The following is a 25,234-nucleotide window of genomic DNA, read 5'->3' as shown; positions in this document are numbered from 1 at the left end:
TAGGGTAACGATTCCTCCTGTAAGACGAAAATAAATTCCCGGACAGATCTCCAAATAAAAATCTCCCGCCGCATCCCAGGGAGGATGGGCGGGAGAAGTGTACGCTACACTAAGGGGTGGGCCTGCTCAGGAGGAGGTGAGGAAGCAGGCCCCAGGGATAATCAGGCGTGCGCGGCGCGGCGTGCCCAGCGGGCCATGCGGCGAGCCAGGATACGCGGACGGTTCACCGGCATCTGCACGGCTTCGCCGGCAATGATGGCGCGGGTGAGTTCGTTGACTTCCGAACCGCGAATTTCGGCGGTGTCGGTGCGGGCGGAAGTCGCCAGGTCGGTATTCATCAGTTTTGCTTTCGTTGTTCTTGCAATTTTATTTGTACGTTCTTTTTCCGAACCCATGCTTTCAGGGAGAATGACTTCGGAGGGCGCCATATAGGCCTCCGAGGTAAACAAAAAAGAGGGGGAATCGTTAAATATGCATGCTGAAATGCATGGCTCAAATGCGCTTTCCTCGGGGCAGGCGCAGCGGTAAGACTCCGGCATGAGACAGACCTTCGATATCAAGGGCGGCCCCCAGGATGGGCGCGCGCACCTTCCGCTGCTCCGCAAGGAGCTTGGCAATATGGGCCTCGACGGCTTTTACGTGCCGCATGACGACGAATACCAGAACGAGTACCTGCCGGACGCAAATGAACGTCTGGCCTGGGTATCGGGCTTCACCGGCTCGTTCGGCTCGGCCTTTGTGTTCACCGACAAGGCCGTGATCTTCGCCGATGGCCGCTACACGATCCAGGCGGCCGACCAGACCGATCCGGAACTGTGGGAACGTCAGGCGATTCCGGAACCGGGCGCCTTCGGCTGGCTCGCGAAGCAGAAACTCTCCGGCAAGACGGTCGGCTATGATCCGCGCCTGATGAGCCCGAACGATGTGACGCTGCTGCAGGCGGCCGCCAGGAAAGCCGGCGCCACGCTGGTCTCCGTGGATGAGAACCCGATCGACAAGGCCTGGGCAGACCGCCCGCCGCAGCCGATGGCGGAAGTTGCGCCTTATCACGTGAAATATGCCGGCGTTGCGCATGACGAGAAGCGCGCGGAGATTGGCAAGGCACTGGAAGAAGACGGCATCGATGCGGCCGTGCTGACCTCGCCCACGTCGCTGGCCTGGGCATTCAACATAAGAGGCGGGGACGTGATGTGCACGCCGCTGCCGCTCGGCCGCGCGATCCTGCACAAGGACGGTACGGCAGACCTTTTCCTCGACGAGGCGAAGGTCTCGCCGAAGCTGCGCAAGCATCTCGGCAACACGGTCACCGTCCGTCCCCTGTCGGAAATCGATGAAGGACTGGGGGAGCTCGCCGGCAAGACGGTCAGCCTCGATCCGGATCTCGCTTCGGCCTGGTTCTTCGATACGGTCGAGGCCGCAGGCGGCAAGATCGTGCGCCAGCGTGACCCGGTGGCCCTGCCGCGCGCCTGCAAGAACGAAGCAGAGATCAAGGGCACGACCGCTGCGCATATTCGTGACGGGGTGGCCGTGACGCGGTTCCTGCACTGGCTCGATACCGAAGCGCAGAGCGGCAAGGTCACGGAGATTGAGGCCGCGATCCGGCTTGAGAATTTCCGGGATGAAAATGACTCCCTGAAAGACCTGTCTTTCCCGTCTATTTCCGGCGCCGTGGAGCATGGCGCGCTGCCGCACTATCGCGTGTCGGAAGCCTCCGACCGGACGCTGGAGCTCGGCTCGCTCTACCTGATCGATTCCGGTGGTCAGTATCCGGATGGGACGACGGACATCACCCGTACCGTGCCGATCGGTGAACCGACGGCTGACATGATCCGCCACTATACGCTGGTGCTGAAAGGCCATATCGCGCTGGCAGCCGTGCGCTTCCCGCAAGGCACGACAGGCACGCATCTGGATGTCCTGGCGCGCCATGCATTGTGGCAGGCCGGGCTCGACTACCAGCACGGAACGGGCCATGGCGTTGGCGTGTATCTCGGTGTGCATGAAGGCCCGCACCGGATTGCCAAGGCGTGGAACGATGTGCCCCTGATGCCTGGCATGATTGTCTCGAACGAGCCCGGGTATTACCGGGAAGGGCAGTACGGCATCCGCATCGAGAACCTGCAATATGTTACGCCCGCCGCGCCCATCGAGGGCGGCGAGATCGACATGCTGGGCTTCGAAAACCTCACCTTCGCTCCGCTTAGCAGAGACCTGATCGACGTGAAGCTGCTGACGAAGGAAGAGCGCAAATACGTCAACGACTATCACAAGCAAGTCTGGAAACTGCTGAACCGCAAACTGCCGGACGATGTAAAAGCCTGGCTGAAAGAGGCCACGAAGCGGATCTAGACGGCGTAGTAGATAATGGTTTTGAGTGCCGGGTTTTCGATAACCTGAAGGGCGACATATTCGTATTTCGTCCTCCCGCCGCCTGGCGGGTAGAGCGTCTTGCGCCCGGCACCCCCAACCTTGATGCCATGCTGGCCCCACCATTTTGCGAATAGCGGGCTCTCTGCCTGAAGCCGGCCCGTCAGCTTCACGAAGCGCGGATCGGCCGCGTTTACATCGTGGATGGGCCTGAATTCAGCCAGCATGCGCTTGGCTTCAGATTCCCAGCCCGTGCCGAACAGCTTGCGCGAGGCGGGGCGGAGGAACATGCCGATAAAGACATTCCTGTCTGCGTCAGCAAAATCGCCGAACCCGAACAAGGCATCTGCTGCAAGATTCCAGTGCAGCACATCGCCCAATTTATTCGTGACATAAGCTGGCTGTGTTAGCCGATCAGTCATGCGCTGGACAGTAGGCGGAACAGTTTCGTCCGTGCTGTCCAGGGGTGGAGAAATGCCGGAGAGGGCATAGAGATGGGCGGTCTCGACCATGTCGAGCCGCAAGGCCCTGGCAATCGCGTCAACGGTCTGCCGGGATGGGCGAACCGGACGGCCCTGTTCCAGCCGGATGTACCAGTCAACGGAAATGTCTGCGAGCTCGGCCACTTCGTCACGGCGAAGCCCCGGGGTGCGGCGCCTGCCGCCCTCAGGCAGGCCGAGTGCCTCCGGCCGGATCGACTCACGCCGGGAGCGGAGGAAGCGGCCAAGTTCGTTGCGGGCATGGCGGGGAGGGGTGGGCGTCGTCGTTTGCATCTCAGGGTGGGCTTATTTTATCCTACGATAATCCTAGTCCTGTTTGTGGTGTGATGTTCACCCTAGTCTCGACAAACGATCCGTCAACTGCGGGTCGAGCGAGAAAGGAAAATCCCATGCCAATGATTCAAGTCTGGATGCGTTCCGGGAAAAACAAGGCCTACAGGGCGGCTGTATCGGCAGGCATCCATCAGGCGATGATGTCGGTCATGAACCTGCCGGAAGACGATTATTTCCAGGTCACGCACGAACTGGAAAAAGAAGAGAACTATATCTTTGACCCGAACTATTTCGGTATGCCGCGCAGTCCGGACTTCCTGATGATCCGGCTGTCGTTCAATGCCCGCCCGGCCGCTGTGAAACAGCGCCTGTTCGAGACGATTGCGGACAATCTCGTGAAATCTCCCGGCCTGCGCCGCGAGGACCTCGGCATGTCGATTGTCGAAACGACTTTTGAGAACTGGTGGGCCCATGGCCGCCGCGTCGACAAAGAGACAGGCACGGATGAGCGGATGAGTGGGGGCAGCTAACCTTTCGCTAGAACGCCCGCTCTCTCCCGGTCCATTCGATGAACTGGCCTGTGCGGGCGAGGGTCAGTCCGTCTGCAACATTGATGATGCCGCGGGCGACTTCTGTCGGCTTGAGGGTCGCGGTTGGCCCGCCCATGTCGGTCTGAACCCAGCCTGGATCGATCAGGCAGACCGCGATGCCTTCCGGGGCAAGGTCAGTTGCTAGACCCTGCATGACCTTGTTCACCGCCGCCTTCGAGGCCCGGTAGGCGATCCGGTCCGATGCGGCATAGCCCATCCACGACATCTGGCTGGAAACGGTCAGGATACGTCCATTGTCCGATTTCCGGATATTCGGAAGGAAAGCCTGCGCGACGGCCAACGGCGCGAGCGTGTTGATCTCCAGCGTCCGGGCGAAGCCGTCAAAATCCATGTTCAGCGTCGTCTGGTCCGCATCTGGCGGACCGATGGTGCCGGCATTGTTGATCAGGATGTCGATGGGTGCGTCGAGCGTTGCCGCCGCCGATTTGACGGCGGCGCGGTCGGTCACGTCGAAAACGAGCGGTGTGAAGCCGGAGCCCAGTTCCGCAGCCGTCTGCTCTGCCTGCGCTTCGGTGCGCACGCTGCCATAGACCTGCCAGCCCTTGTTCAGGGCTTCCCGGGCCAGGTGAAAGCCGATGCCGCGATTTGCGCCGGTGATGAGGAGGGTGGTCATGTCAAAGGAGTCCCAATTGCGTGAGCGCATCCTGCACGCCGTCGAACCGGGGGCGGATGTCGTCTCCGATATGGGCATGGGTGGGGATGTAGAACAGACCGAGGTCCAGTCCTTTCAGCGCGATTTCAGCGCAGCGATCCGGCATGATGACGCCCATGTCCGGCGGGAGATCTTTCGGGTCTGGTAAATTGCGCGAGATCAGGGGTGTGTAGACGGCGCCGGGCATCAGGACGTGCACATCCATGAGGTCCCCGCCCAATTCCTCCTTCAGCCATTCGGCCATGATCAGCACGCCATGCTTGCTGGCCCCATAGGCGCCGAGGCGGCTACGCCTTACGGCCTGCGGCAGGCTGAGGGAGTTCTCTGATCCTGTGATCATCAGCCGTCCGCGCGCGCCGGAACCCGCGAGCCCCGCGCCATAGGCCTGCGCAATGCGGAATGGTGCGAACATGTTCACGGCGAAGAGGGTCATTGCGTCCGCGCCGAAATCCTCTTCCATCATTTTCTTGCGCCGCCCGAAGCCGGCATTGGCGCAGATCAGGTCCAGCTGGCCTTTCCAGCCGAAAGCGTCCTTCACGAGGGCCGCGGGCGCGTCAGGCTCCGACAGGTCGCAGGGAAGTGCGAGACCGGGATGCGGCAGGCGGGCTGCGACCTCTTTGGCGAGATCGGCCTGTTTATCAGCCACGATGACATGTGCTCCGCGTTCGCTCAGCTGTTTCGCCAGCGCTTCGCCGATGCCTGACGCCCCGCCGGTGACCAGTGCCACTTTGCCTTTGTAATCGATCATGCTTGCGGCCTCCCTGAATTGCGCCTTTTTAGCAGGCTATACCGAAAGCGGGTCAGGGCAGAGGGCTCTCAGAAAAACTGTCCGTGCAGATTCCATTTGTTCTGTTTTTGTTCTCGTGATAGGACCGCACTCCGTAGAGTTGGGAGTGTGTCCATGATCCTTGCTTTGTCCATTCGTGATTTCGTGCTGATCGATCGTCTCGATATTGAGCCCGGATCCGGCTTCACCGCACTGACCGGGGAAACCGGGGCGGGCAAATCCATCATTCTCGATGCCTTGGCGCTGACGCTGGGCGCGCCAGCCGACCGGGCCTTGATCCGGGCCGGGGCAGAGCAGGCGAGCGTCGCGGCGGAGTTTGCCGCTTTGCCGGGCCATCCAATCTGGGATGTGCTGGCCGAGCATGGCTTCGAGGCAAGCCCCGACGAGACGCTGACCCTGAAGCGTGTCGTGCGCGCCAGTGGCCCGGCGCGGGCCTTCATCAATGACCAGCCCGTCAGCGCCGCCCTGCTGGCCGAAGCGGGCGAGACGCTGGTGGAAATCCATGGACAGCACGCTGCCTCGGCGCTGATGCGGCCGTCGTCGCACCGTAAGCTGCTCGACCTGTTCGCGGGCAATGAAGCCTTGCTGGACGCCTGTGCTGAAGCGCATGCCGCCCGGCTTGCCGCGCTTGAGACCCGGGAGCGGCTGGAGTCCGAAACCGAAGAAGCCCTGCGCACGCGGGAGTGGCTGGCTGGCGCCGTGGAGGAACTGGGCGCGCTGGCCCCACAGGCCGGGGAGGCGGGTAGTTTGACGGAAACCCGCACACGGCTGATGCAGTCCGAACGAGTGACGGAAGCCATTGCCGAAGCTGAAGAGGCCCTTGCCGATGCCGAGATCGAGACGGCCCTCTCCAAAGCTTCCCGCGCAGCTGAGCGTATCTGCCGCCTGCCGGGCTTTGACGGGGCTGACCATCCACTGGCCCATGCCGCCCGTGCAGCGGCCGAAGCGCTGGAGCGCGCTCTGATCGAAACGGGGGAGGCCGAGGCAGCGATTGCGGCGCTGGAAAGCCTGGTCGAGCACGACACAAGCGCGCTGGAGTCTGCCGAAGCGCGGCTCTTCGCGCTGCGCGCCGTGGCCCGCAAGCATATGGTCGACCCGGACCTGTTGCCGGATGTGCTGGAGACGCTGCAGGAACGGCTGAATCTGGTCGAGGCAGGCGAGGATGCCCTGATCCGTGCGAGGAAAGCTGAAAGCGCTGCCAATGCGGCCTGGCACGCAGCGGCCGAGAAATTGACTGTGGCGCGCAAGGCCGCAGCGTGCCAGCTGGAAAAGGCCATTGTGAAAGAACTCGCGCCCCTCAAACTCGGCCGGGCGGTGATCCGCGTCTCTGTCACCCCGCTTGGCGATGACGGCGGTGCGCATGGCGCCGACCGGGTGGAATTCGATGCTGAGACCAATCCCGGCGCAGGCTTCGGCCCGCTTCGCAAGATTGCCTCGGGTGGGGAACTTGCGCGGGTCTCGCTGGCCTTGAAATGCGCCCTCGCCGAAGCAGGCAGCGCAGGTACTCTGATCTTCGACGAGGCGGATCAGGGTGTTGGTGGCGCGGTGGCTGCGGCCATCGGTGAGCGGCTGATCCGGCTTGGCCGGACGCGTCAGGTCTTCGCCATCACGCACAGCCCTCAGGTCGCCGCCGCCGCGCGGTCGCAGTGGCTTGTGGAAAAGGGCAGGGGCAAGTCTGGTGGCACGCGCCTGCGCGGGCTAGATGAGTCGGACAGGCAGGAAGAAATTGCCCGCATGTTGTCCGGCGCCGAGATTACCGAAGAGGCGCGGGCAGCCGCCGGGAGGCTGTTGGAGGATGTATGAGCGAGGCGACCCCGGTCGAGGAATTGACGCGCGAAGAGGCTGCGGTCGAACTTGAACGTCTGGCCGGTCTGATCGCCGAGGCCGACGCGGCGTATTATCAGGAAGATGCCCCGCTGATGACGGATGCGGAGTATGATGCTGCACGCCTGCGCAATGCGGCGATCGAGGCCCGGTTTCCTGACCTGAAGCGTGAAGACAGCCCATCAGACCGGGTGGGCGCCACCGCACATGAGGGCTTCGCCAAGGCCGCCCATGCTGCGCCCATGCTGTCGCTCGACAATGCGTTCTCGGATGAGGATGTCAGCGACTTCGCGGACCGGATCCGGCGCTTCCTTGGTCTCGGCGCTGAGGAAGAGGTTGCCATCACGGCGGAGCCGAAAATTGACGGCCTCTCCCTCAGCCTCACCTATGAGAAGGGAAGGCTGAAACGCGCGGCGACGCGCGGGAATGGCGAAGTGGGCGAGGACGTCACTGCCAATGCGCGGACGCTGGACGACATTCCCGAAAACCTGTCCGGCAAGGGCTGGCCGGACATGATCGAGATCCGTGGCGAGGTCTACATGACCAAGCAGGATTTCGCGGCCCTGAATGCGCGCGAAGAGGCGGCCGGCAGGAAGGTTTTCGCCAATCCGCGCAACGCCGCCGCCGGCAGCCTGCGGCAGCTGGATGTCGAGGTGACGAAATCCCGCCCGCTCCGCTTCTTCGCTTATGCCTGGGCGGCCGAAAGCGCAGCCTTTGCCGAGACCCAGCATGAGGCCGTGCAGAAGTTCGCGGACTGGGGATTTTCGATCAACCCCATGATGATCCGTGCCGGAACGGTCGAGGAATTGCTGGGCGCTTATCGCGACATCGAAGAACAGCGCGCCGACCTGCCTTATGACATCGATGGCGTAGTCTACAAGGTAGACCGGCTGGACTGGCAGCAGCGGCTGGGTTTTGTGAGCCGCGCGCCGCGCTGGGCCATCGCGCACAAATTCCCGGCGGAGAAGGCGACGACGGAACTGCTGAATATTGAAATTCAGGTTGGCCGCACCGGCTCGCTGACGCCGGTCGCGCGGTTGCAGCCGGTGACGGTCGGCGGCGTGGTCGTCTCGAACGCTACACTGCACAATGAAGACGAGATTGCCCGTCTTGGCGTAAAGCCGGGCGACACGGTCGAGATCCAGCGCGCGGGCGATGTGATCCCCCAGGTCCTCCGTGTCGTGAAGGATGGGGGCGGGAAACCCTGGCAGATGCCGCACCAGTGCCCGATCTGCGGCTCGGACGCGGTGCGCGAGATTGATGCCAAGGGGGAAGAGGATGTGCGCCGGCGCTGTACTGGCGGTCTCGTCTGCCCCGCGCAGGCGGTGGAACGGTTGAAGCATTTCGTTTCCCGCAAGGCGCTCGATATTGATGGTCTTGGGGCAAAGCAGATCCAGCTTTTCCATGAGAAAGGCGTGCTGAAAGGGCCGCAGGATATATTCCGGCTTGCTGATGCGATTGAAGCTGCGGGCCTGCCGCCGCTGGAAGAGTGGGAAGGCTTCGGCAAAGTCTCTGCGAAGAAACTGCTGGATGCTATCGACGCGCGCCGGACGGTCCCGTTTGCGCGCTTCCTGAATGGGCTGGGTATCCGCCATGTCGGGCAGACCACGTCGCAACTTTTCGCGAGGACCTTCCTGAAATGGGATGTGTTCTGGGCGAATGTTGTCTCCGCCGCCGAAGAGGGGGAGAGCAGCGAGGCCTGGGAGGCGCTGGCCGGCATCGACGGCATTGGCGCCACGGCGGTCAACGCGCTCTGCGATTTCGAGCGTGAAGTGCACAATCGTGAGATGCTGGAGGCCCTGCTATCTAAGCTGACAATTCAGGACGAAGCCAAAGCGGCCTCTGACAGTCCGGTTGCGGGCAAGACAATCGTCTTCACCGGAACACTGGAGCGCATGACGCGGGATGAGGCCAAGGCGCGTGCCAGTGCATTGGGCGCGAAAGTCTCAGGGTCGGTGTCTGCCAAGACGGACCTTTTGGTCGCCGGTCCGGGCGCCGGATCCAAGCTCAAAAAAGCTCAGGACCTCGGTGTGCAGACGATGACCGAGGATGAATGGTTTGACCTGATCGGTGGCTGATACGGCCTATTTGCCGCCTGGGATCAGCTTCTGCAGCAGCGTGCGTTTGGGCGCCGAGGTATCCATCATGATGCCTTCCGACGTCATGAGCTGGTAAGCCATCCTGTACCAGTCAGAGTCCGGATAGTTGTAGCCTAGCGTCGCAGCCGCTTCGGTGGCCTGCGGGCGCATACCGAGCGAAAGATAGGCCTCGACGAGACGGTAGAGCGCTTCTTCGGAGTGGGACGTCTCGTCATACTCCTTCACCACCGTGCGGAACCGGTTGATCGCTGCCAGCGTCTGGTTGGACCGCAGGTACCAGCGGCCGACTTCCATCTCCTTGCCAGCCAGCTGGTCATTGACCATGTCCAGCTTCACCTGCGCGTCGCGGGCATATTTGCTGTCGGGGAAACGGCGCAGCACGTCCTGCAGTGAGGCCTTGGTTTGCACGGTCATACCCTGGTCGCGGCCGACATCGACGATCTGCTCAAACTGGCTGATGGCGATCAGGTAATAGGCGTAGGCCGCTTCAGAGCCACCCGGATGCAGCGAGATATAACGCTGGGCAGCTGAGATGGTCTCGTCATAGTCATGGCGCTGGTAGTGAGCGTAGGCCGTCATCACCATCGCCTTGCGGGCCCATTCGGAATAGGGGTGCTGGCGCTCGACTTCGTTGAACAGCAGGATTGCCGTTTCGTAGTCATGCTGATCCAGCTCACGACCTGCCTGATTGTAGAGCTGTTCGACCGGGCGTTCGACATAGGCCAGTTCGCGCTGGCGCTTTTCCCGGTTCTGGCAGGCGGTGAGGCTGACAGCCACGGCAATCAGGGCGAGGGCGAGGGGCTTGGCAGGCTTCATGGGCTCTGGCGCGCTTTCTGAAATTCTTGACGCTTTTGATTAGCGCGAACCCGGCCTGTTTTCCAAGGAACTTTCACAGGCTGTATACCTTGTTCAGGCCCGGAATGCGGCCCGGCCCGACAAGTGTTGCGAGCTTTTAATGCGGGGGTCGAAGCCGGCGGCCTAGATCGCGGCCCCGGCGCGTACGGCCTGCGAGACGAGATCGGTGTCTGCGTCGCTTTCCCAGCACCAGGCTTCCGGGGTCTCCAGCAGCTTGCGGACCAGCTTGTTGTTGAGGGCGTGGCCGGGCTGTACCGCATCATAAGCGCCGGCGATCGGCGCCCCGGCCAGCATCAGGTCGCCCACGGCGTCCAGCATCTTGTGGCGGACGAACTCATCCTCGATGCGCAGGCCTTCGGGGTTCATGATCGCTTCGTCGTCATCGATCACGACCGCATTGTCGAGCGAGCCGCCGCGGGCGAGGCCCATGGAGCGCAGCATCTCCACATCGCGGGCAAAGCCATAGGTGCGGGCGAAGGCGAGATCACGCGCAAACATGCCGGGCGCCAGGCGCAGGGCCATCTGCTGGATGCCGATGACGCTGTTGTCGTATTCGATCCGGGCGCGCAGCGTGAGGTGGTTGTCGGGGGAGGGCGCCAGCAAGGCGCGCTTCGGCCCGTCAACGATTTCGATGGTTTCAAGAATGCGGATGCGGCGGCGAGGCGCGGTCTGCTGTTTCAGGCCAGCCTGCAGCAGCAATTCGCAATAGACCGCCGAGGAGCCGTCCATGATCGGCACTTCCGGCCCGTCGATCTCGATCAGGAGATTGTCGATGCCGAGGCCGCAGACAGCCGCCATCAGGTGTTCGACAACCGCGACAGACACGCCAGCCTCGTTCGAGATGGTGGTGCCGAGCTGGACATCGGAAACATTGTTGGCGTGAGCGAGGACGGTGGCGTTCTTCAGGCCAAGATCGGTCCGGCGGAAGACAACGCCTGTGCCCACCGGGGCCGGTTTCAGCACGAGCCGGGCCTTCTCGCCGCTATGGACGCCGACACCGGCGCACATGGCCGGCCGCTCGATGGTCTGCTGCATGTCCATGCTAAATCTACTCACAACTGCCCCATGAAACCTGACATCTTTGTGGGGGCAGGGGCCGGGTGGGGCAAAACACGGCTTATTTCGCCGTGTTACAAAACGGGCCGTATCATATGATACGGCCCTGTTTCTATTTGATTTTCATTGTAACAGGTTAACCTTGCCTGACTGTTTTTTCACGTCTCCGGCAGGCCGGTTCGCAGAACGGCTCAGTGATTGGCCGAGCGGCGCAGGAATGCGGGAATCTCGAGATCCGCATCGTCGAACGGGGCCGGTTCCGGATGATCGTCCGGCGAAGAGACGATCGGTGCCGGTTCAGCGGCATCGTCGTTTTCGCCCTGCGGCGTGTTGCGGCGCCAGCCGAACAGATTGGCGAAGCCCGATCCGCCTTGCTCGGCTTTCGGCTTGTCGGCGACGGGCGTGTCACGGCGGGCGGAGAATACGGAATCTGCAGACACTTCTTCGTCTCCTTCTGCGCCTTCGTAGTGGGTTTCTTCCTGATGGGCCGTGTCAGCGTCGGCTTCTGCCTCAGCCGGCGTCGACCGGTGTGTCACAATAGTCGGACGGTCCTGATCCGCAGCCGGGGCAGGGGTTTCGGCCGGAACCTCTTCCATGTCCGTTTCGGCTGGTTCGGCGGTTTCTGCCTCAGCTTCGATTTCGGGCTCCGGATCCTGAACCGGGGCGGCGATGGGCTGGCGGACCGTTTCCTGTTCCACGGCCGGCTGTGCGGCGAAGTTGGCCTCGACGCCCGCCGCGATCACGGAGACGCGCAGGCGGCCTTCCAGTTCGGTGTCGAACGCCGAACCGAGAATGATGTTAGCGTCGGTATCCACCTCGCGGCGGATTTCGTTGGCGGCCTCGTCCAGTTCGAACAGGGTCATGTCATAGCCGCCGGTAATGTTGATGAGCACGCCCTTGGCGCCCTTCATCGAGATGTCGTCCAGCAGCGGGTTGTCGATGGCCTGGCGCGCCGCTTCCAGGGCGCGGTTTTCGCCGGTCGCTTCGCCCATGCCCATCATGGCGGTGCCCATGCCATGCATGATCGAGCTGACATCGGCGAAGTCGAGATTGATCAGGCCGGGCATGACCATAAGGTCGGTGATCCCACGCACGCCGGAGTAAAGCACGTCGTCAGCCATGCGGAAGGCTTCAGCGAAGGTCGTGCGGTCATTCGCAATGCGGAAGAGGTTCTGGTTCGGCACCACGATCATCGTGTCGACATGAGAGCGGATCAGGTCCAGCCCGCTTTCAGCCACATGCATGCGGCGGTTGCCTTCAAAGCCGAACGGCTTGGTCACGACGGCGACGGTGAGGATCTCCATCTCGCGGGCAGCGCGGGCAATTACGGGCGCTGCGCCGGTGCCGGTACCGCCGCCCATGCCGGCAGCGATGAACACCATGTGCGCACCTTCGAGGTGCTGCTTGATCTCGTCGATGGATTCTTCAGCGGCTTTCTCGCCGATTTCCGGACGTGCGCCGGCGCCGAGGCCAGACGTTGTCACCGGGCCGAGCTGGATACGCGTATCGGCTTTCGACCGCGAGAGGGCCTGCGCGTCGGTATTGGCTGCAATGAACTCGACGCCCTGCAGGTTCGCTTCGATCATGTTGTCGACTGCGTTGCCACCGGCACCGCCGACGCCAAAGACCAGGATCCTGGGCTTCAGTTCATAATTCATTGCATCCCTCACTTCACTCTACTCGTTCGCGGACCCCTGCCGTGAGGCAAGATGACGTGATGCGGCTAAGAAGCAGTTAAGTGGAGTGAAATCGGCTCAGAAATTTTCTTCGAGCCAATGGAACACTTTGTTCACCACGCCGCTTCTCGACTCTGGTCCGTCCTTGCGCGAAGCAGCTGCCCTGACTGCGTCCGCAAACCCCAACTCGGAGTACAGTAGCAGACCGGAGGCTGTGGAGAAAGCTGGTGTTGCCAGTGTTTCGCCCAGAAACTCGGCGATGGTCGGTCGCCCAAGCCGTACTGGCGCCTGCAGGATGCGGCTTGCGACGTCGCGCACGCCTGGTAACTGAGATGCGCCGCCCGTCAGCACAATCCGGTGAGGGAGTACTTTGCGTACACCACTGGAATCCAGCGTCTTGCGGACATATTCGAACGTTTCTTCGACCCGCGGTGCAATGATCGCTGCCAGCTGTCCGCGCTCCATGCGCGTTGCCTGCAGGCGGCCATCGTCGCCAAGGCGCGGGACTTCGATTCTTTCAGCGAGGCCAGGACCTTCGAGGTTGGCTGTGCCATAGACGCTTTTCAGGCGCTCGGCGGCAGCGAACGTCGTGCCGAGGCCTTGTGCCAGGTCGGATGTCACATGCGATCCGCCCGCAGGCACGAGGCCCAGCCAGGCCGGAGAGCCATTGAGGTAAACCGAGACGGCCGTCACGCCAGCGCCCATGTCGATACAGATGGCGCCATTCTCGATTTCGTCGTCGATCAGTGTGCCCGCACCGCTCGCAATGGAGGAGGGGATCAGAGCCGTCACGCCGATATGCGCGCGGCCGACACATTCGACGAGATTCTTCACGACCGATTTCGGCGCGGTGACCACTGAGAGAAGCAGGTTCAGCTCATTGGCGTACATGCCCTGTGGCTCGCGTACGCCTTCCTGCTCGTCGACGCGGTAGGCAACCGGCCAGGCAGCGAGGGTTTCTTCGCCGCGCGCCGGTATTTTCGCCAGTGCCTGAGCCTGGATGCGGCGCACGTCTTTCTGGTTGATCTCGCGTCCGTCAATCGCGATGCGGGCGGTCACCAGTGTGGAGGCCAGCTTCTGGCCGGTGATGCCCAGCATGACGTTGGAAATCTGTTCGCCGGCTTCGCGCTCAGCGTCTTCCACGGCGAGGCGGATGGCGCGTTCCAGGCCTTCCATGTCGGTAATCGTGCCGCCGGTGAAGCCGCGCGATTGCTGGCGTCCGGCGCCAAGGATGCGGAAACTGCGCGGGCCTGTGCCGTCATTGCGGCCGATCAGGCAGGTGATCTTCGAACAGCCGATGTCCAGCGCCGCCACCGTGCCGGTGCTTGAACGGCCCATACGCGGGGCCCGGCGGGACTGAACGTTCGCCATCAGGACCGCGCCGCGATTTCACGCGCATTGAAGTTCGGCGGATTCACCGGACCGAGATAGACGCGCCCGGCATTGCGCAGGTCGATCATTTTCAGCGGGCGCTGCATCAGGGCGGTGCGCACCTGCAGGTCGCTCAGGCGTCCAAGCGCGTTGGTCAGGTCAATGTCTTCCGGCAGGCGTACCGTGGCGCCGGAGATGAGGCGCATGTCCCAGCGGCGGTCATTGATCCGGGTCGCGATGGCAAGATCGCTGGTGACGGCAGGGGCATCGGCCAGGGCTTTGACAAGGGCAGGGGCCGCTTCCGGCGCGCCGCGTCCGGCGACACGCACGAGATCCGGATGGTCGCTGGCGCGTTCATCCGGGATCACACGGCCGAGGCCGTCAACCACGGTCCACTCCGTGCCGTCATGCCAGATGGCAACCGGCTCGGCAGCGTCCGCTATAATCACGACCTGGTCCGGCCAGAGCCGGTGCACGCGCACGTTCAGCACCTTGTGGGTGCCCTCGACGCGGCGTCGGATGATGTAAGGATCGGCGCGGAACATGTTTTCGCCCGGTTCGATCATCGCAGCGGCGCGGATTTCCTGCTGCAGGCCTGGATCCTGTTCGAGGCCGAGAACGGAGACTTCGTTCACAGAGACACCGGCCATGCGGGCGGTATCGTCCATGAAGCCGGCGAACCGGTTTTCGATCTGCGACATGGACCCGCCCATCCAGGCGGCCAGCGCCACGATGATGGCGATCAGCATGACGAAGCCGAACAGGACGGATGAGACGCGCACTTCCTCACCGGTCACTTCGTCCACGAAAGTGATCGGTTCGCGCTTGCGCTTCGGAGGGGGCTGGTTGCGGCTTATCTTCGGCATGAAGCGTCCTCAATCATCCATGCGACCAGGTCTTCGAAGGACATGCCCACGAAGGCGGCCTGTTCAGGGACAAGTGAGGTCGGCGTCATGCCTGGCTGGGTATTAGTCTCAAGGATCACGAGCCGGTCTCTCTTGTCGTCGTAGCGAAAGTCGGATCGCGTCGCGCCCCGGCATCCAAGGACCTGATGTGCCCGCAAGGCGAAGTCCATCGCCATGGCGGTGATGTGCTCAGGCACGTCTGCCGGGATCACATGACGTGATCCACCAGCTGAATATTTTGCATCGAAATCGTAATAGTCCCTTAAGGTCGTGATCTCTGTCACGGCGAGGGCCCGGTCGCCCAGCACGGCGACGGTCAGTTCGCGGCCGGGAATGAATTCCTCGGCCATGAGATAGTCGCCATAATGCCAGCTCTCGCCCAGCAATTCCTGTGGCGGCCCATTCGCGCCCTTGCGGACGATCAGGACGCCGAAACTGGAGCCTTCATTGACGGGTTTCACGACATAGGGCGGCTCAAGCGGGTGCGCGGCGGCCGCCTCTTCGCGGGTGACCTGCTTGTCTTCGGCAACCGGCAGCCCGGCAGCGCGGTAGACTGCCTTCGATTTCAGCTTGTCCATGGCGAGGGCGGACGCCAGTACGCCGGAATGAGAATAGGGCAGGTCCATGATCTCGAGCAGACCCTGAACACAGCCATCTTCGCCCCAGGGGCCATGCAGCCCGTTCAGCACGACATCCGGCTTCACCTCTGCCAGCTGGGCGGCCAGATCCCGGCCCGCATCGATGCCGACCGCATCATAGCCTGCCGCCTGCGCCGCTTTCAGCATCTGTGTGCCTGAGGAAATCGAGACCTCACGTTCAGAGGACCAGCCGCCATAGATGACTGCGACACGTTTCATTCTGAAAGTCCTTCCTGCCCGGTGCGCCCGCCGGGCTCACCTGTTTCTAACTGTCTTTTCTGCTCCGTGCCGGTGAATAGGGGCTTAAGCGAGGCGAAGCGGCGGCAGGGCACGGCCGGATTACGAAAATGTCATGACCCGGTACTCTTGCACCATGTCGACTACATCAGTAGTCGTTATCGAATAACGAAAAGATGAGTCGCTGGCGGGGGCGCCGGTTTCTCTTCACCAAAGCGAGGAAGCAGGAGGCGCCCCGTGGCTGTCAGCCATACCCTATTGTCGAGTTTTGCCGCCCTGACGGCAGCCGGTCTTACAGCATTCCCAGCCATGGCGGAGCCCGATGCCGGCACGCCCGCATCTGCCGTCAGCGATTATGCGCCGGCCGATTTCGCGCAATATAATCCCCAAACCGCGCTGGACATGGTGAACCGGATTCCGGGCTTTTCCATCCAGGGCGATGATGACGGATCGCGCGGTTTCGGCCAGGCCAGCGGCAATATCCTGATTAATGGCCAGCGCGTCTCCGGAAAATCAAACGGGGCCGAAGCGGCGCTCGGGCGGATTTCAGCCACGCGGGTTGTGCGTATCGAAGTGGTCGACGGCACCACACTGGATATTCCGGGCCTGTCCGGACAGGTGGTGAATGTCACGACCGACGGAGAAGGGGGCATGTCCGGCACCTGGCGCTGGAAATCCCGCTTCCGGGAAAACCTGACACCCTATTTCCATGAAGGCGTGGTCACCCTGTCGGGCGGTGACGAGCGCCTCAACTGGAGCGTCGAGGCGAGCAGCCTGCCGGAACGCGGCGCGCATGCGGGCTGGGAATCGATCACCACGGCCGGTGGCACGCTGCTGGAGCGCCGCAAGGAAGACGTGACCAACATCGCCGACAATGCATCCGTATCCGGATCGCTCTCCTGGACGCCGTCAAGCGGCGTGGTGGCGAACCTCAATGGCCGGGTCGGTATCTATCAGTTCGACCGGAAGGAAATTTCGAAGACCTTTCCTGTCGATGGCCTGGAAGGCCGCCGTCTGTTCCTGAGCGGGGAGGATGAATGGAATGCCGAGTTTGGCGGGGACTATGAACTCGGATTCGGGCCGGGCCGCCTGAAAGCGATCGGACTGATCCGCCGCGAGAACAGCCCGGTAAATGATTCTGTCCGTATCGGCGTGGTCGACGGATCCGATTTCTCGGAAACGCGGTTCAGCCAGACCGTGGATGAAGGTGAATATATCGGCCGGGGCGAATATGCCTGGGCGACGGGTGAGGGGCGCGACTGGCAGGTCTCTGTCGAGAACGCATTCAATTTCCTTGAGGCCGAAACCGGGTTGAGTATCGCGCGGGACGGTCAGCCGTTCGAGATCATTCCTCTACCGGGCGCAAACTCCCGAGTTGAGGAGAACCGCTGGGAAGCGGCCGTCACGCATGGGCGCGCCCTGACAGAGGCGTTGCGGCTGCAGGTCTCTCTTGGGGCGGAATATTCCGAACTCACCCAATCGGGCGACAATACCAATGCGCGGGAATTCACCCGGCCGAAGGGCTTTGTCAGCCTGTCCTGGCAGGCCGATCCGAAGCTGAAGCTGACGGCGCGGCTGGACAGGGAAGTCGGCCAGCTCGATTTCTTCGACTTCATCTCCTCGGTGAACCTCAATGCCGACAATGGCAATTCGGGCAATGCCGAAATCGTGCCGCAACAGGCCTGGAAGTGGAGCCTGCAGGCCGAGAAGGATTTTGGTGCCTGGGGGGCGGCGACGCTGAACACCTATTATTCCGACATTGAAGACATCGTCGACCGCGTGCCGATCGGGACAGGCGACGGGCCGGGAAATCTTGATACGGCGTGGGAAATCGGTGTGACGCTCGACACAACGCTCAAGCTTGCCAAGCTTGGTATTCCGGGCGGTGAACTGACAAGCTTTGCCGAAGTATACGATTCCGAGGTCACCGACCCGCTGACCGGAGAGGTCCGCCGGATTAATGACAGCCAGCTTTACTATGTAAACATGGAGTTCCGGCAGGATGTTCCGGGAACGGACTGGGCGTGGGGCGCCTTTGCGGAAAAGTTCGAACGCAACCCTTACTACCAGCTTGGTGAAAGCGGCGTTGAAGCTTCCACACCCGGCTATGCCTATGCGTTCGTGGAGCACAAGGATGTGTTCGGTTTGACGGCCACACTGGCGGTCGGAAACCTCCTGAACCAGAAAGACAATTTCCGGCGGGAGATCTATGAGACCAACAGGCTGGGCCCGGTCGCTTCGATTGAAGACCGCAACCGCCGCTTTGGCCCAATTGCGATTTTTGAATTGCGGGGAACGCTCTAGGCCGTCTCGCTGGCCAACTGTCCGACACGGCGCACTTCCCAGCGCAGCTCCACGCCCTGCGTTTCCAGCACCCGGCGGCGGACGAGTTCGCCCAGCGCTTCAAGATCGGCGGCGGTGGCGTCGCCGGTATTGATCAGGAAGTTGCAGTGCTTGGGTGAGACCTGCGCGCCGCCCACTTTCAGGCCCCGGCATCCGGCCGCGTCGATGAGCTTCCAGGCGGAACGCTGGTCCGGCGTGCCCGGCGGGTCGGGATTGGCGAAGGTGGAGCCGGACGTCTTTTCCTTGATCGGCTGCGTGTCGGCGCGGCGTGCCTGCAGCTGTTCGATGTCGGACAAGATGGCTTCCGGCGCGTCCGTGCCATTGCCTTCCAGAATGAGCCGGGTGACGATCAGGTCATCCGGCAGGTCCGTGTGGCGATAGGAGAAATGCGCTTCCGGCTGGGCGCCCGGCTTGCCCGGCCCGCGATAGGCGGCTGGTGATCCGTCGCGCCGAAAACCATGCAGGGCGACCAGCGTGTCGCGCAGCTCCCGTCCGTAGCATCCGGCGTTGGTGCGTGTCGCGCCACCGATGGAGCCTGGAATGCCGGAGAGGAATTCGAGGCCCCGGATGCCGTTCTGCGCAGCAGCTTTTGCGACCGACAGGTCCAGCGCCCCGGCGCGGGCCTCCATTGTGATCCCGTCCAGGGCCTGGGCCATGCCCCAGTATTTTCCCATCAGGCGGATTACGACGCCCCGGATGCCGCCATCGCGGACGATGACATTTGAGCCAACGCCGAGCACCGTGACCGGCACGGCCGGGTCCAGCGCTGTCAGGAAGGCGCTGAGGTCTTCCTCGTCAGCCGGCAGGAACAGGGCATCCGCCGGCCCGCCGACCCGGAACCAGGTGTAGGGCGCCAGCGGCGCATTCACGATGATTTTTCCGCGCACGGGAGGGAGTGGAAATGCCGTCATACGCTGGCGTTCCCCCGACTTGCCCACGAAGTCAAGCGGGCGGGCGTAATGTTGACATGATGGTCATCAGGTGCCCCGCAGCAGGAAAGAACAGGTCACGAGCGTTTCAGGGCAGGCGTTTTTTCGCCTCTTCAATCATCTGCTCGGCAACCTCATCGGGCACTCCCAGATCATTCAGGACTTTCCGAACCTCTCCGTCGGATTTCCCCTGCGCTAGGCACGCTTTGGCGAGATCTACGCAATTCGTTATCCAGAGACCGCCATAGCGATCCATATATTTCTCGAAGTAAGGTCGAAGAATCTTTGCGGCTTCGAGATAGGCGGATTCCGCCGATTGCCAGTCTTGAAGGGCAAAGTAACAATCTCCCAGAACGGACAGGCTCATCGCTAGATCCGGGTTGAAGGCGTCTGGATTCTTCCGTGCGAGTGTCCGGCGGATCTCAACGGCTTCCTGGGCTGCCTGCATGGCGTCCTCGCGATTTCCGAGGGCGGCATGGCGGTTCCCCAGATTATTGAGGCTCATGGAGAGATCCGAGTTGAAAGCGTCGGGATTTTTCAGTGCGAGCGTTCTGTAGAGGTCGACGGCCTCCTGGGTTGCCTGCATGGCGTCCTTGCGATTTCCGAGGTCGGCATGGCGGTTCCCCAGATTGTTGAGGCTCATGGCGAGATCCGGGTTGAAAGCGTCGGGGTTTTTCAGTGCGAGCGCTCTGTAGAGGTCGACGGCCTCCTGCGTTGTCTTCATGGCGTCCTCGCGATTTCCGAGGGCGGCATGGTCGACCCCCAGATTGATGAGACCCATGGCGAGATCTGGGGTGAAGGCGTCTGGGTTTTTCCGTGCGAGAGGTCTGTAGAGGTCGACGGCCTCCTGAGCTGCCTGCATGGCGTCCTCGCGATTTCCGAGGTCGGCATGGCGGTTCCCCAGATTGTTGAGACCCATGGCGAGACCCGGGTTGAAGGTGTCGGGATTCTTCCGAGCGAGCGATCTGTAGAGCTCAACGGCTTCCTGGGCTGCCTGCATGGCGTCCTCGCGATTTCCGAGGGCGGCATGGCGGTTCCCCAGATTATTGAGAATTCCTGCCCGGCGTTCTGGAGACATGTCGCCGCTGTCCGAGCGTAAATGCTCAGTTTCAATCGCCAAAGCCAGGGCGCGAAGCGCCGTGGTTTGTTCCGGCAGAGCAATACTCAAAATACTAATTGCCTGAATTGGAAGCTGGCTCTGAATGATGTTGCGCGTAAGCACATCAATGAATTGGTGAAACCTTTCCCGCGTTTCGGCTTCGGGGTTTTGGGCCGTGCCCCGGATCAGGACCTGGAGTGCCGCCGCCGCTTTGACCGGGAAGGTGTCGAAGTCCGATGCGGCGGCGAGTGTTTGCGATAATAGATCAGCTCCTTCCGGAAAGGCGCTGACATCAGCCACCAGCCGTTCTCCCAGAATATCGGGTTCCAGGGCGCTGATCGTATCGCCGGTTTTTGTGTCCGCCGGATAGAATTGCCCAAGCTCAGCAAGGGTTTGTGTAAGTTCGGCAGGCGTTTGCGGGCCGAAATAGGTGTCCAGGCCGACGCAGGCTCTGGCCAGTGGGACGTCCGCGCCCTGAAGGAGCGTGATCTGCGCAGCGCCGCGGCGGATGCGTTCAAGACGGCTTGCATCTGCACTGGCGCCGATTGCTGCCAGATACCTGCGCCAGCCGCGCTCTTCCTCTTTCATCATGTCGGAGATCAGGTTGAGCCCGGATGAGGCGGATTCCCCGCGCGCGGTCAGATAGGCCGCAAAAGCAATCGAGATTGGGCGCTCGAACGTATCCGCCGAAAGGTCCGGTCGTGGGGTAGGGTCTCCGGCGAGGCCGAGCGGCTGAAGCCTCGCGCGGAACACATTCACGGAATGATCGAACAATTGTTCGCGGACATCCGGCGGAAGCCCGGTTTTTGCCTGCCCCAGGTCGAACGGAACGCGCTCGAATATCTCCATGCCTTTTTCCGAAAGGGCGCTCTCCCACCAGGGTTGGGCAGACCGGGAAAGAACGAGGATCCGCAGGTTTGGGCCGCTGCTTTTGGCCAGCCGCTCCGCCTCGAAGGCGAGCTTTTGCAGGGCGTCTTTCTTCGCTTCGACATAATCGATGATGACGAGGATACCTTTTGGCGCCGATGCGCCTTCGACCGTGCGCCATATTCCTGCGGGATCGGAGAGACTGGAGATCCGCGCGACTTCCCAGCCGCGGCGATCCAGTTCGTCGGCAAGCTCAATCGATAGGCGGGTCTTGCCGACGCCTCCGTCCCCGACATAAAGGCGCCCGGCGACTGACCGCTTCGCCTCTGTTGCGTGCCGGGTGCCGTTGCAGGCCCATTCCACAAGCTTGCTAAGGCGTCCGTCGAAATCAGTGAACTGCATAAGACGGTATTTTGCGAGCACCATCGCGGAAGGACGTTGGGTCGGGATCCCGGACGTGGTCAGAATATCATCGAGCCATTCAATGCCCGCATCAAGATTGGCATCGGCTCTTCTGCGGCGTTCGAATGCCCGTGCTTCCTGCAGAACATCTGTCAGCCCGAGGCGGATTTCCGAGAGGATTTCTGCCTGGAAGATGGCCTGAAAGGCGCTTTCGGTTTTGATCTCAACTGCAACATATTCGGCAAAGGCTGCAAAGAAGCCCCGGCCATCTCCTTTTCCATCGAACCGATCGAGAAAGGCTTGCGGCGGATCAATTGCTTCGATCATTGAGGACCGGATTGCCGCAATGGCTTTGGCTCTCAGCCTTTGCAATTCTGCCGCGCTTGCCGGTCCGGCAGGCAGGTTCACAAGGGTCGCTTCGATCCCATCGACAAGCGCCTGAACCGTTTCACTCTCAAGGTCTTCATTGGAGGCCTTGCGCCATTGAGAGGTCCATTTTCTTAGCTTCTGCTCGAAAGCTTCGGCAGCAGCCCGTTCGGTAGCGCTGGCTGCAGTTTCGAAATTTCTTGTTTCGCTCCGGGCGAGCTTCTCAAGCGCGGTTGCCGCAGCGCTCAGCACGGCTCTTGGCGCGTCATGGTTCTTGGGAAAATTCTCACTGACATTGTGGGCAATAACCTTGTGGCTCTTGCTGAACTTGTCCTGCACCAGCCGGGAGGAACAGAGAACCCCTCCAAACAATGAGCCCACAACTCCAATCATTCGCCTGCTGCTCCCATTCTGGAAGCGCCAGCGTTCATGGCAATTGCATCTCCGTCAAGTTCATACGGAAACCGCAAAGGTAGAAATCAGCTGGCCGCACGCATTTTTTTTGCGCAGCAATCGGCTTAAACCCGCTGGGTGCTGAGGGCGCCGTGGCAGTGTTTGTATTTCTTGCCAGAGCCGCAGGGGCAGGGGGAGTTGCGCGGTGTGTTTGTCCAGTCGTCTTCGGCCTGGTGAAGTTCCGGGCCGGGCGGCTGGGCGTTGTCGTCCGGGTCCATCTCGTTGATGCCCGTGTCAGGGTCGAGATGGGTTTCACGCGGCTGCGTGGGGGGCGCCGGTGCCGGAGCTGGCGCAGGCTGTTGAGGCATCTGGGCCGGGGCAGGGCGCTGTTGCGCCTGTTCCGGTGGGGCCTGCTGTTGCACACGGATGTGCATCAGCGAGCGAGTCACCGTCGCGCGCAGTTCTTCCAGCAGGTTGTGGAACAGGTTGAAGGCTTCGGACTTGAACTCGTTCAGCGGATCGCGCTGGCCATAGGAACGCAGGTGGATGACCGAGCGCAGCTGGTCAATCATCTGCAGGTGTTCGCGCCAGCGCATGTCGAGCACCTGAAGCAGGATCTGCTTCTCGATCCGGTGCATCTGTTCTGCGCCGACGGCCGCGGTGATCGCCTGGTAGACCTGCTCCACCGCATCGCGGATGCGCTGGGCAATTTCCTTGTTCGCGACGCCTTCTTCGGCGGCCCACTCATCGACTGGCAGGTCAATCGCAAACTCGTTGCGCATGGCTTCACGCAGGCCCTGAATGTCCCACTGCTCCGCATACGCCTTTTCCGGCATGGTCCGGGACACGATTGCGTCGATCACATGCTCGCGCATTTCGAGGATCACGTCGGAGACATCGTCGGCCCGCATGAATTCCATGCGTTGTTCAAAGATGGCTTTCCGCTGGTCGTTGATGACATCGTCATATTTGAGGACGTTCTTACGGATCTCGAAGTTGCGCTGCTCGATCTTGCGCTGTGAGGTTTCCATCGCCTTGTTCATCCAGGGATGGGTGATGCCCTCATCTTCCTTGATGCCGAGGCGGCGCATGACTGCGTCCATGCGCTCGGCAGCGAAGATGCGCATCAGGTCGTCTTCGATGGAGATGTAGAATTTCGATTTGCCCGGGTCACCCTGACGGCCCGTCCGGCCGCGCAGCTGGTTGTCGATCCGGCGGCTTTCGTGGCGCTCTGTACCGAGAACATAAAGGCCGCCAGCGTCCAGCGCGCGTTTTTTCTTGACCTCGATGTCAGCCTTGATCTGGGAGACGAGCAGGGACGTCTCGCCCTCGGTCAGCTCGCGGCCGAGTTCGGCCTCTTTCTTTTCCTTTTCCTGCTCAAGGCGCATTTCGAAATTGCCGCCGAGCTGGATGTCGGTCCCGCGGCCGGCCATGTTGGTGGCGACGGTAACGGCGCCGGGCACACCGGCATCGGCCACGATATGGGCCTCCTGCTCGTGGTGGCGCGCGTTCAGCACCTTGTGCGGGATCTTCGCGGCGGTGAGCAGGTTATCGAGGATTTCCGATTTCTCGATCGAGGCGGTGCCCAGCAGGATCGGCTGGCCCTTGGCGTGGCACTCGCGCACTTCCTTGACGATCTCGGCATATTTCGCCTTGGCCGTCCGGTAGACGACGTCGTCCTCGTCGATCCGCTGGATCGGCTTGTTCGTCGGCAGGTCGATGACTTCCAGCTTGTAGATGTCCGCGAATTCGTCAGCCTCGGTCAGGGCCGTACCGGTCATGCCGGCCAGCTTGGTGTAGAGACGGAAATAGTTCTGGAAGGTGATCGAGGCGAGCGTCTGGTTCTCAGGCTTGATGTCGACGCGTTCCTTGGCCTCAATGGCCTGGTGCAGGCCTTCGGAGAGGCGGCGGCCTTCCATCATCCGGCCGGTGAACTCGTCAATGAGCATCACCTGGCTGTCCTTGACGATATAGTCCTTGTCGCGGGTGTAGAGCTTATGCGCCCGCAGGGCCTGATTGGCGTGATGGACCAGGGAGATATTGTGCGGTTCCCATAGGGAGCCTTCCAGCAGGCCTTCCTCTTCCATCCAGCCTTCGATCTTTTCCATGCCGCCTTCGGCATAGGTGACCGAGCGCTGTTTCTCGTCGAGTTCGTAATCGTCCTCTTCAAGGCGCGGGATCATCGCGTCGATCTTGATATAGAGGTCGGAGCGGTCGTCCGTCGGGCCGGAAATGATCAGCGGCGTGCGGGCTTCGTCGATCAGGATGGAGTCCACCTCGTCGACGATGGCGAAGTGGTGTCCGCGCTGGGCCATCTGGTCCAGCGAGTATTTCATGTTGTCGCGCAGATAGTCGAAGCCGAACTCGTTGTTCGTGCCATAGGTAATGTCGGCAGCGTAGGCGGCCTTGCGCTCCTCATCGGTGACGCCGTGCACAATGATGCCGGTGCTCATGCCGAGGAAGCCATAGAGCTGGCCCATCCATTCGGCGTCGCGCTTGGCGAGGTAATCGTTCACGGTCACGACATGCACGCCTTTGCCCTCAAGAGCGTTGAGGTAGGCGGCGAGTGTGGCGACCAGCGTCTTGCCTTCACCGGTGCGCATTTCGGCGATCGCGCCGGAGTGCAGGATCATGCCGCCCATCAGCTGGACGTCGAAATGGCGCATGCCGAGCGCGCGGCGGGAGGCTTCGCGTGTGACGGCAAAGGCCTCTTCCAGCAGAGAGTCGAGCGTGGCGCCATCGGCCAGGCGTTTGCGGAATTCAGCGGTTTTGCCTTTGAGGGCGCTGTCGGAAAGCGCTTCCATCATCGGCTCAAGGGCGTTGATGCGGTTGACGCGGGCGCGCAGGGGTTTCAGCTTGCGGTCATTAGCGGAACCGAAAATCTTGCGGGCGACGGAAAACATATCAGGCTGCACCAATCAGGTCTGGGGCGAAGAAACAGTGATCCTGACCGTGTGACCGCACAGGAATACGCGGGTTCTCCC

At 61.8% G+C, this 25,234-nt stretch carries 18 protein-coding genes; 5 read left to right on the top strand and 13 right to left on the bottom strand.

The window, feature by feature from the left end:
* Nucleotides 1-161: 161 nt before the first annotated feature.
* The gene (locus tag HJA_RS12745) at nt 162-428 is read right to left on the bottom strand and encodes a hypothetical protein (protein ID WP_035582912.1); all 267 of its coding nucleotides are present in this window, start codon (nt 426-428) and stop codon (nt 162-164) included.
* A 109-nt stretch (nt 429-537) separates the two neighbouring features.
* Here HJA_RS12745 and HJA_RS12740 point away from each other — a divergent pair, with 109 nt between their 5' ends.
* Nucleotides 538-2,349 (top strand): aminopeptidase P family protein, encoded by a 1,812-nt coding sequence (locus HJA_RS12740; protein WP_035582910.1) that lies wholly within the window; start codon nt 538-540, stop codon nt 2,347-2,349.
* Here HJA_RS12740 and HJA_RS12735 read toward each other — a convergent pair.
* Nucleotides 2,346-3,140 (bottom strand): helix-turn-helix transcriptional regulator, encoded by a 795-nt coding sequence (locus HJA_RS12735; protein WP_035582909.1) that lies wholly within the window; start codon nt 3,138-3,140, stop codon nt 2,346-2,348. The two genes, HJA_RS12740 and HJA_RS12735, sit on opposite strands and share 4 nt — an antisense overlap.
* Nucleotides 3,141-3,256: 116 nt before the next feature.
* Here HJA_RS12735 and HJA_RS12730 point away from each other — a divergent pair, with 116 nt between their 5' ends.
* On the top strand, nt 3,257-3,670 hold the full coding sequence (locus HJA_RS12730) for a tautomerase family protein (protein WP_035582908.1): 414 nt from the start codon (nt 3,257-3,259) through the stop codon (nt 3,668-3,670).
* A 7-nt stretch (nt 3,671-3,677) separates the two neighbouring features.
* Here HJA_RS12730 and HJA_RS12725 read toward each other — a convergent pair whose 3' ends face one another.
* Entirely contained in the window at nt 3,678-4,364 is a 687-nt protein-coding gene (locus tag HJA_RS12725; RefSeq protein ID WP_035582907.1) for an SDR family NAD(P)-dependent oxidoreductase, read from the bottom strand.
* A gap of 1 nt (nt 4,365) precedes the next feature.
* On the bottom strand, nt 4,366-5,151 hold the full coding sequence (locus HJA_RS18105) for an SDR family NAD(P)-dependent oxidoreductase (protein WP_051597662.1): 786 nt from the start codon (nt 5,149-5,151) through the stop codon (nt 4,366-4,368).
* A 153-nt stretch (nt 5,152-5,304) separates the two neighbouring features.
* Between HJA_RS18105 and HJA_RS12715 the strand changes: the two genes are divergently transcribed.
* Together HJA_RS12715 and ligA are read left to right on the top strand one after the other, a co-directional pair.
* Complete coding sequence (locus HJA_RS12715) at nt 5,305-6,993, top strand: DNA repair protein RecN (RefSeq protein WP_035582900.1); 1,689 nt, start codon at nt 5,305-5,307, stop codon at nt 6,991-6,993.
* Complete coding sequence (gene ligA / locus HJA_RS12710; protein ID WP_035582899.1) at nt 6,990-9,092, top strand: NAD-dependent DNA ligase LigA; 2,103 nt, start codon at nt 6,990-6,992, stop codon at nt 9,090-9,092. The genes HJA_RS12715 and ligA overlap by 4 nt, the downstream gene beginning before the upstream one ends.
* Nucleotides 9,093-9,098: 6 nt before the next feature.
* On the opposite strand, the gene HJA_RS12705 is transcribed toward ligA, so the two are convergent.
* From HJA_RS12705 to HJA_RS12680, 6 genes are all read right to left on the bottom strand, one after another.
* Nucleotides 9,099-9,929 (bottom strand): outer membrane protein assembly factor BamD, encoded by an 831-nt coding sequence (locus tag HJA_RS12705; RefSeq protein ID WP_035582898.1) that lies wholly within the window; start codon nt 9,927-9,929, stop codon nt 9,099-9,101.
* A gap of 162 nt (nt 9,930-10,091) precedes the next feature.
* Nucleotides 10,092-11,009, bottom strand: a complete 918-nt coding sequence (gene lpxC, locus HJA_RS12700; RefSeq protein ID WP_035582897.1) for a UDP-3-O-acyl-N-acetylglucosamine deacetylase — start codon at nt 11,007-11,009, stop codon at nt 10,092-10,094.
* 206 nt (nt 11,010-11,215) lie between these two features.
* Entirely contained in the window at nt 11,216-12,682 is a 1,467-nt protein-coding gene (ftsZ, locus tag HJA_RS12695) for a cell division protein FtsZ (protein WP_035582894.1), read from the bottom strand.
* A gap of 96 nt (nt 12,683-12,778) precedes the next feature.
* Entirely contained in the window at nt 12,779-14,071 is a 1,293-nt protein-coding gene (ftsA, locus tag HJA_RS12690) for a cell division protein FtsA (RefSeq protein ID WP_035582892.1), read from the bottom strand.
* On the bottom strand, nt 14,071-14,937 hold the full coding sequence (locus HJA_RS12685; protein ID WP_035582890.1) for a cell division protein FtsQ/DivIB: 867 nt from the start codon (nt 14,935-14,937) through the stop codon (nt 14,071-14,073). Before HJA_RS12685 ends, ftsA begins: the two co-directional genes overlap by 1 nt.
* Nucleotides 14,925-15,833, bottom strand: a complete 909-nt coding sequence (locus HJA_RS12680; protein WP_035582887.1) for a D-alanine--D-alanine ligase — start codon at nt 15,831-15,833, stop codon at nt 14,925-14,927. The genes HJA_RS12685 and HJA_RS12680 overlap by 13 nt, the downstream gene beginning before the upstream one ends.
* A gap of 255 nt (nt 15,834-16,088) precedes the next feature.
* On the opposite strand from HJA_RS12680, the gene HJA_RS12675 reads away from it, so the two are divergent.
* Nucleotides 16,089-18,155: a TonB-dependent receptor plug domain-containing protein gene (locus HJA_RS12675; RefSeq protein ID WP_155839979.1), complete on the top strand. Its 2,067-nt coding sequence runs from the start codon at nt 16,089-16,091 to the stop codon at nt 18,153-18,155.
* Here the strand turns inward: HJA_RS12675 and murB are convergent.
* The 3 genes from murB to secA all read right to left on the bottom strand — a co-directional run bounded on the left by murB (nt 18,152) and on the right by secA (nt 25,153).
* Entirely contained in the window at nt 18,152-19,105 is a 954-nt protein-coding gene (gene murB, locus HJA_RS12670) for a UDP-N-acetylmuramate dehydrogenase (protein WP_035582885.1), read from the bottom strand. The two genes, HJA_RS12675 and murB, sit on opposite strands and share 4 nt — an antisense overlap.
* Nucleotides 19,106-19,211: 106 nt before the next feature.
* Nucleotides 19,212-22,250: a tetratricopeptide repeat protein gene (locus HJA_RS12665; RefSeq protein WP_081814689.1), complete on the bottom strand. Its 3,039-nt coding sequence runs from the start codon at nt 22,248-22,250 to the stop codon at nt 19,212-19,214.
* Between the two features lie 125 nt (nt 22,251-22,375).
* The gene (gene secA, locus HJA_RS12660) at nt 22,376-25,153 is read right to left on the bottom strand and encodes a preprotein translocase subunit SecA (protein ID WP_035582883.1); all 2,778 of its coding nucleotides are present in this window, start codon (nt 25,151-25,153) and stop codon (nt 22,376-22,378) included.
* Between the last annotated feature and the right edge of the window lie 81 nt (nt 25,154-25,234).

The organism is Hyphomonas jannaschiana VP2 (assembly GCF_000685215.1).
Lineage (GTDB): Bacteria > Pseudomonadota > Alphaproteobacteria > Caulobacterales > Hyphomonadaceae > Hyphomonas > Hyphomonas jannaschiana.
The sequence above is the reverse complement of the archived record's forward strand: the minus strand, read 5'-3'. Positions and strand labels throughout refer to the sequence as shown.

Excerpts from the sequence above, each read along its gene's own strand:
- HJA_RS12745 (WP_035582912.1), bottom strand. The coding sequence starts at position 428 with ATGGCGCCCTCCGAAGTCATTCTCCCTGAAAGCATGGGTTCGGAAAAA.
- HJA_RS12740 (WP_035582910.1), top strand. The coding sequence starts at position 538 with ATGAGACAGACCTTCGATATCAAGGGCGGCCCCCAGGATGGGCGCGCG.
- HJA_RS12735 (WP_035582909.1), bottom strand. The coding sequence starts at position 3,140 with ATGCAAACGACGACGCCCACCCCTCCCCGCCATGCCCGCAACGAACTT.
- HJA_RS12730 (WP_035582908.1), top strand. The coding sequence starts at position 3,257 with ATGCCAATGATTCAAGTCTGGATGCGTTCCGGGAAAAACAAGGCCTAC.
- HJA_RS12725 (WP_035582907.1), bottom strand. The coding sequence starts at position 4,364 with ATGACCACCCTCCTCATCACCGGCGCAAATCGCGGCATCGGCTTTCAC.
- HJA_RS18105 (WP_051597662.1), bottom strand. The coding sequence starts at position 5,151 with ATGATCGATTACAAAGGCAAAGTGGCACTGGTCACCGGCGGGGCGTCA.
- HJA_RS12715 (WP_035582900.1), top strand. The coding sequence starts at position 5,305 with ATGATCCTTGCTTTGTCCATTCGTGATTTCGTGCTGATCGATCGTCTC.
- ligA (WP_035582899.1), top strand. The coding sequence starts at position 6,990 with ATGAGCGAGGCGACCCCGGTCGAGGAATTGACGCGCGAAGAGGCTGCG.
- HJA_RS12705 (WP_035582898.1), bottom strand. The coding sequence starts at position 9,929 with ATGAAGCCTGCCAAGCCCCTCGCCCTCGCCCTGATTGCCGTGGCTGTC.
- lpxC (WP_035582897.1), bottom strand. The coding sequence starts at position 11,009 with ATGGACATGCAGCAGACCATCGAGCGGCCGGCCATGTGCGCCGGTGTC.
- ftsZ (WP_035582894.1), bottom strand. The coding sequence starts at position 12,682 with ATGAATTATGAACTGAAGCCCAGGATCCTGGTCTTTGGCGTCGGCGGT.
- ftsA (WP_035582892.1), bottom strand. The coding sequence starts at position 14,071 with ATGGCGAACGTTCAGTCCCGCCGGGCCCCGCGTATGGGCCGTTCAAGC.
- HJA_RS12685 (WP_035582890.1), bottom strand. The coding sequence starts at position 14,937 with ATGCCGAAGATAAGCCGCAACCAGCCCCCTCCGAAGCGCAAGCGCGAA.
- HJA_RS12680 (WP_035582887.1), bottom strand. The coding sequence starts at position 15,833 with ATGAAACGTGTCGCAGTCATCTATGGCGGCTGGTCCTCTGAACGTGAG.
- murB (WP_035582885.1), bottom strand. The coding sequence starts at position 19,105 with ATGACGGCATTTCCACTCCCTCCCGTGCGCGGAAAAATCATCGTGAAT.
- HJA_RS12665 (WP_081814689.1), bottom strand. The coding sequence starts at position 22,250 with ATGATTGGAGTTGTGGGCTCATTGTTTGGAGGGGTTCTCTGTTCCTCC.
- secA (WP_035582883.1), bottom strand. The coding sequence starts at position 25,153 with ATGTTTTCCGTCGCCCGCAAGATTTTCGGTTCCGCTAATGACCGCAAG.